This window comes from Chamaesiphon sp. OTE_8_metabat_110, from assembly GCF_031382685.1.
Lineage (GTDB): Bacteria > Cyanobacteriota > Cyanobacteriia > Cyanobacteriales > Chamaesiphonaceae > Chamaesiphon.
The window spans coordinates 1-6,063 of the sequence record NZ_JANMZA010000272.1; the positions used below are offsets into that span (position 1 = coordinate 1).

Consider the following 6,063-nt stretch of genomic DNA (forward strand, 5'->3'; position numbering starts at 1 on the left):
CCTCTTTATTGGGTTTGCGGCGCGGCTCGGAGGCGTTGGGCTTTCACGCGCGGCAAGCAAAGGCGACAGAGCAAGCGATCGAGCATCTCAATGAAGCACCGCTGCCATTTGTGATTCACTGGAAAGGCAATCACTGGGTCGTCCTTTATCGCCAGCGCGGTCAGAAATACACGATCGCCGATCCGGCTGTCGGGATTCGCCATATCACCAAACAAGAATTATTGGAGAGTTGGTCGAATGGCATCATGCTGATCCTCCAGCCGGATGAAGTGCGATTTTACGAGCAGCCCGACGATCGCGTTGGTGGATTCGGGCGCTTTTTGCGGCGGGTATTTCCCTATCGCTGGCTATTGATCCAAGCAACAGCAATCAATATTACGATCGGGATCTTGGCACTGGCAATGCCGATCTTGATGCAGGTACTCACCGATGACGTGTTGGTGCGGGGCGATGTCCAATTGCTGACGACAGTATCGATCGCGGTAATTGCCATGAATGTCTTTCGGAGTGCGATCGGTCTGATTCAGTCGCATTTAGTCGGACATTTCGGAGTGCGATTGCAACTGGGCTTGACGCTCGATTATGGTTTCAATCTATTGCGGCTACCGCTGACATATTTCGACGCGCATCGCAGTGGTGAAGTCATCAGTCGCTTGGGCGACGTGCGGACGGTGAATAATTTAGTCGGGCAGATCGTCCTCGGTTTGCCCAGTCAGTTTTTTATCGCGATCGTTTCCCTGATTTTGATGTTGCTGTACTCGTGGCAACTGAGTCTGGCGGCGATTAGTGCCTTTATCCTCGTGACGTTAGTCAACCTGTTATTTCTACCCGCTCTGCGCCAAAAGACGCGCAGCACGATCGTCGAAGGGACGGAAAATCAAGGATTTTTGGTCGAAACCTTCCGCTCTGCGCTAGTCCTCAAAACCACCCAAGCCACGCCACAAGTTTGGGATGAATACCAGTCAAACTTCGGCAGACTGGCGAATTTGAGCTGGGGGACGATGAAACTGGGGATGTACAGCTCGACGTTGACGGGGATTATTTCTAATTTAACGACGATCGGGTTGCTGTGGTTGGGTAGTTATTTAGTCATTGATAAAACGATGTCGATCGGGCAATTGATTTCTTTTAACGGGATGAGCGGCAACTTTCTCGGCTTTCTCGGGTCGCTCGTCGGCTTGACCGATGAATTTATTACCGCCCAAATCACGATTCAGCGGCTCTCCGAAGTGCTGGACGCGCGACCGGAAGAAGTGTTTACCACCCCCAAACCGTGGGCTAAGATCCCTGCTACTGCCGATATTGATTGTCTGGGAGTTAATTTTCACCATGCCGGACGGATCGATCTGCTCAAAGATTTTAACCTCACCCTACCTGGTGGCAAAGTTATCGCCCTGATCGGCGAATCTGGCTGTGGTAAAAGTACCCTAGTCAAACTGATTGCCGGATTGTACCCGCTGCAATCGGGCAATATTCGCTATGGCAAATATAACCAACAAGACCTATCGCTGGAATGTCTGCGCCAGCAGGTCGTATTGGTCGCCCAAGACGCTCAATTTTGGAGTCGATCGATTATTGATAATTTCCGACTGGCGCATCCCCACGCCTCATTTGAACACATCATCAATGCTTGTCAACTGGCGGGAGCTGATGAATTTATCAGCCAATTACCAGATAAATATCAAACCATCCTGGGTGAATTTGGCGCGAACTTATCCGGCGGTCAAAAACAGCGGTTGGCACTCGCCCGCGCCTTGGTGACTTCCCCCGCCGTGCTGATTTTGGATGAATCCACAGGCGCACTCGATCCGACGACCGAAACTCAGGTATTGGAGCGAGTCTTGCAAGCACGGCGCAGTCGCACCACGATTCTCATCAGTCATCGTCCCCGCGTGGTATTACGGGCAGATATCGTCGTCTACCTCGATCGCGGCACACTCGAACTCGTCGGTTCGCCTAGTGAATTAGCCAATATTCCTGGCAAGCATCGCGATTTTTTACAACCGTAAATAGGGTTTAGTCCGTAGGGTGCGTTTCTGCGCCAGCAAAACGCACCAATCCTCAAACGCACCAATCCTCAAACGCACCAATCCTCACTCGATCGAACATCTACGGTGCGTTACCCTTGCGGGATAACACACCCTACCTTTAAAAATACTTTTTAATCATGATTATGAGTGATTTTGATTCCCGCAATGGTAAAGGTAATGCTAGTTTCCTCCATAGCAAAGACAGCGCGATCGATTTGCCCGTTAGCGGTGCGATCGTCACAAACTTACCGCTATCGGTAGCCGAACCCAGTGGAGCCTTATTTGCAGACTCCGACCCCAGCAGCGCAATAGTAGTAGTGCCACAAGCGAGTAGTGCGTTATTTTTCCCCCAACAGATCGATGCCGAACTGGTGCGCCAGACGACACCAGATGAATATTTACCCCCGATCGGTCGCTGGATCTCGATTTGCGGGGTGGCGACGATCGGCATCTTCTGTGCGGCGATCGGCTTAAGTTCGATTCTCAAATATCAGACGACTGTGCAAGCACCCGCTACACTTCGCCCCACAGGCGAGCTGCGGATCGTCCAGTCGGCGATCGAAGGTTCGGTAGCGAGCATTCCCGTGCGCGAAAATCAAGCCGTCAAAGCTGGAGATATCATCGCCACTGTTAGAGATGTGCGCCTAGAGAGCAAACTCAAAACCAAACGCGCTCAATTAAGCGGCGATAAGCTCAAAAATAAGCACCAAGTCGGTAAAATCGACGCGCAACTCAGCGCCCTCCAGCAGCAAAATCTGGGCGAACGAGATCAAAACGATCGATCGATCGCTGGAATTCAAGCCGAACTCAGTCGAGCCGAACGCGACTATCAGGACAAACAACGGATCGGTCGCGCCGAAGTTGCCGAAGCGAGCGCCAATATCGAAACAGCTAAGAAAGATAAGCAAGCCGCCGAGATGGAATTACTCGTCGCCACTGCCAATCTCAAATCGATTCAATCCGCCCACCAAGCCGCAGTAGCCAAACGCGATCGCTATCAGAGCGTTGGTGCTGCGGGAGCGATTTCCCAAAACCTAGTCGAAGAGTCTCAACTAAGCGCCGAGCAACAACTCCAAGCGATCGCCGCCCAAAAAGCCACCCTCGCCAAACAACAGCAAACCATCGCCCGTCTCCAGCAAATCATCGTCTCGACTCAAGCCAGATCGACCCGCACTCAAGTCGCCCTCGATCCCAGCCGCGCCGACATCGAACTAGTCCAGCACAAAATCGAGCGCGAACGCGCCAATGGCAAAACCGCGATCGCCCGCTTCCAGCAAGAACGCCAAAAACTACTCCAGCAAAGGGTCGAAATTACCAATCAGATCGCCACTACCGATCGCGAAATCGCCCAAATCGGCACCGATCTTCAGCCTACCCCGATCGTCGCCCCGATCGCGGGGACGATCCAGCAGCTCGCACTCCGTAACAACAATCAAGTCGTCCATCCCGGCGATAGTCTGGCAAAGATTTTACCGACTGGTACACCGCTGCAAGTCAAAGCTTCCGTCGCCCTCGCCGATATCGGTAAGGTGGATGTCGGACAAACCGTAAAAATGCGTGTATCCGCCTGCCCGTATACCGAAAATGGCATTTTGACAGGCAAAGTCATCGATATTGCCGCCGATGCCAAATCGATCGACAAAAACGCCGCAACTCCATCTGCCAATATCTATGAGGTGACGATCGCCCCAGCGACTACTAGCCTCGGGACTGGTAAAACCACCTGTCAGACGCGATCGGGCATGGAAGGTCGCGTAGATATTATTACCAAAGAAGAAACCGTCCTCAACTTCATGCTCAGCAAAGCACGATTATTGCTGAATCCGTGAGTATTAAATAGTTAAATTCGATCGTGCGGCATTAATCTCTCGCACGACTCGATCGACATCGCGATCGCGATCGATATCGATCCAGATTGCTTCATCGGGCGAGGGTTCTTCTAATGTCTCAAATTGACTTTTGAGGATACCTTCTTTAGCGAAATGATCTTCCCGCTCTTGTAAGTTTTTGGCGATGAAAGCGTAACTACCTTTGAGGTAGACAAATTTGACGGCTGGATCGTTGTCGCTTAGCAGATCGCGATAACTACGTTTGAGGGCGGAGCAGGCGAGGACGGTGGTTCGATCGGTGTCTAGCCAGTGGCGAATCTGGGTGCGGAGGGTGTGCAGCCAGGGGAGGCGATCTGCGTCTGTGAGGGGTTCGTTGTTGGCGATTTTGGCTCTATTGGTGGCGGAGTGAAAATCGTCAGCGTCAACGTATTGCCAGTGGTTGGCGGCGGCGAGGGCGCGAGCGATCGTACTTTTGCCAGAACCAGAGACGCCGATGATGACGATCGCGATCGATTGTTGTTGTGTCACAGATGGTAGCGCTCGATTACACATTTTCAGAGTGATTGGCTTCATTTTAGCCTGTGAGACTGAGTGATATTCACGTTTGCCAGCGGCGAAAATTAAGGAATGTAATTTTTTTAGTGAAGAGTAAGAAGCGGGTACGAATGCGGATTATGATGATAAAAATTGTAAAGTTTCGTAAGAACAAGCAGCTTTAAAATATGCCTATTCCCTTATTAGAATACGCCCCAACAACTCAAAACTCGCGCATTAAGGGTTATGAGGTACCTGGGGACGAACAGCCCAGAATCTTTTCGACAGACAATTTACTATCCTCTGGCGATCTGGCTGTACTGATCGAAGCGGCTTATCGTCAGATCTTTTTTCATGCGTTTGCGTCCGATCGCGAAAAGTTCTTAGAATCCCAACTTCGCAGCGGTCAAATCACCGTGCGCGATTTTATTCGGGGCTTGTGTTTATCCAATACTTTTACCAATAGTTTTTACAACCTCAATAGTAACTATCGGTTCGTCACCCACTGCATCCAGAAGGTGCTAGGACGCGACGTATACAACGATGCCGAGAAAATTGCCTGGTCGATCGTTATCGGTACTAAAGGTCGCGCTGGCTTCATTAACGACCTGCTCAACAGCGACGAATACCTCGAAAACTTCGGCGATAATATCGTTCCCTTCCAACGTCGTCGGGTATTACCTTCCGGTGCGAGTGAGTTACCATTTAACATCCAATCGCCCCGCTACGATGAGTACTATCGCGGCAAACTCGGCTTTCCCAAAGCTTCTTGGTCGATTACGCCGCGCAGTTCGCGCCCTGTCGCGCAAGCACCCAAAGCAGGCGATCCATCGATGTTTACCGATATGGCGAAAAGTCTGGGCAAAATCGGCAATCAACCACAATCGCTCTCGGCGCTAAATCTGGATTATCAAAATCTCGTACCTCGACGATAGGGTAGATGGGAGATGGGAGATGGGAGGTGGGAGATGGGAGAGGGTAAGAGGTAATGGGTAATGGGTAAGAGGTAAGAGGTAATGAGTAAGGACTTAAAAATTAATAGTCCCCCAGTCCCTCCATCTCCCCGTCAACCCATCTCCCCGTCCCCCCGTCTCCCCATCTCCCATCTAACTTAACGATCTATTTAGATTCCGAGGGGGGATAGTATGAGAAGATTTAGGGATATTGTAGTTAGATCCAAATCGTTACAAATATTCAGTCCGATCGAACGATCGCCTTGGCAGTTGGCGATGAGTGCTGGAGCAATTCACTAGAGGTAATATCGTGAGTAGCAAGCGGATCTTAGTAGTTGATAACGAACCCTCGATCCAAGAAGTCGCTCAAATTTGCCTGGAAACTGTAGCTGGCTGGCAAGTGAGTGTTGCTAGTTCGGGACTAGAGGGATTGGCAACTGCCGAGCGGGAACAGCCAGATGCAATTTTGTTAGATGTGATGATGCCAGATATGGATGGACTAGATACCTTTGGCAAGTTACAATCCAATCCAGCAACGCGATCGATTCCCGTAATTTTGCTCACTGCCAAAGTCCAAAGTGCCGATCGCCAAAACTATACCGAACTAGGCATTCGATCGACGATTGCCAAGCCATTTAGTCCGTTAGAATTGGCACAACAAATTGCTACTACTTTGGGTTGGAAACTGTAGAGATTCAGCTATTACTAAAACAAAGC

5 protein-coding genes are annotated in these 6,063 nt (G+C 50.6%); 4 read left to right on the plus strand and 1 reads right to left on the minus strand.

Annotated elements, in window-relative coordinates:
* Positions 1–2,009, plus strand: a 2,009-nt coding sequence (locus tag RMO52_RS09760) for a peptidase domain-containing ABC transporter (RefSeq protein ID WP_310413443.1), incomplete at its 5' end; no start/stop codon positions are given.
* A 164-nt stretch (positions 2,010–2,173) separates the two neighbouring features.
* Positions 2,174–3,859, plus strand: coding sequence for an HlyD family efflux transporter periplasmic adaptor subunit (locus tag RMO52_RS09765; protein WP_310413445.1), 1,686 nt, complete (start codon positions 2,174–2,176; stop codon positions 3,857–3,859).
* A 3-nt stretch (positions 3,860–3,862) separates the two neighbouring features.
* Here the strand turns inward: RMO52_RS09765 and RMO52_RS09770 are convergent, their stop codons facing one another.
* Positions 3,863–4,387: a gluconokinase gene (locus RMO52_RS09770; protein WP_310413449.1), complete on the minus strand. Its 525-nt coding sequence runs from the start codon at positions 4,385–4,387 to the stop codon at positions 3,863–3,865.
* Positions 4,388–4,581: 194 nt separating this feature from the next.
* Between RMO52_RS09770 and RMO52_RS09775 the strand changes: the two genes are divergently transcribed.
* Both RMO52_RS09775 and RMO52_RS09780 read left to right on the plus strand, forming a co-directional pair.
* Positions 4,582–5,328 (plus strand): phycobilisome rod-core linker polypeptide, encoded by a 747-nt coding sequence (locus tag RMO52_RS09775; RefSeq protein ID WP_309739340.1) that lies wholly within the window; start codon positions 4,582–4,584, stop codon positions 5,326–5,328.
* Between the two features lie 328 nt (positions 5,329–5,656).
* Positions 5,657–6,037, plus strand: a complete 381-nt coding sequence (locus RMO52_RS09780; RefSeq protein ID WP_309739342.1) for a response regulator — start codon at positions 5,657–5,659, stop codon at positions 6,035–6,037.
* Positions 6,038–6,063: the final 26 nt, after the last annotated feature.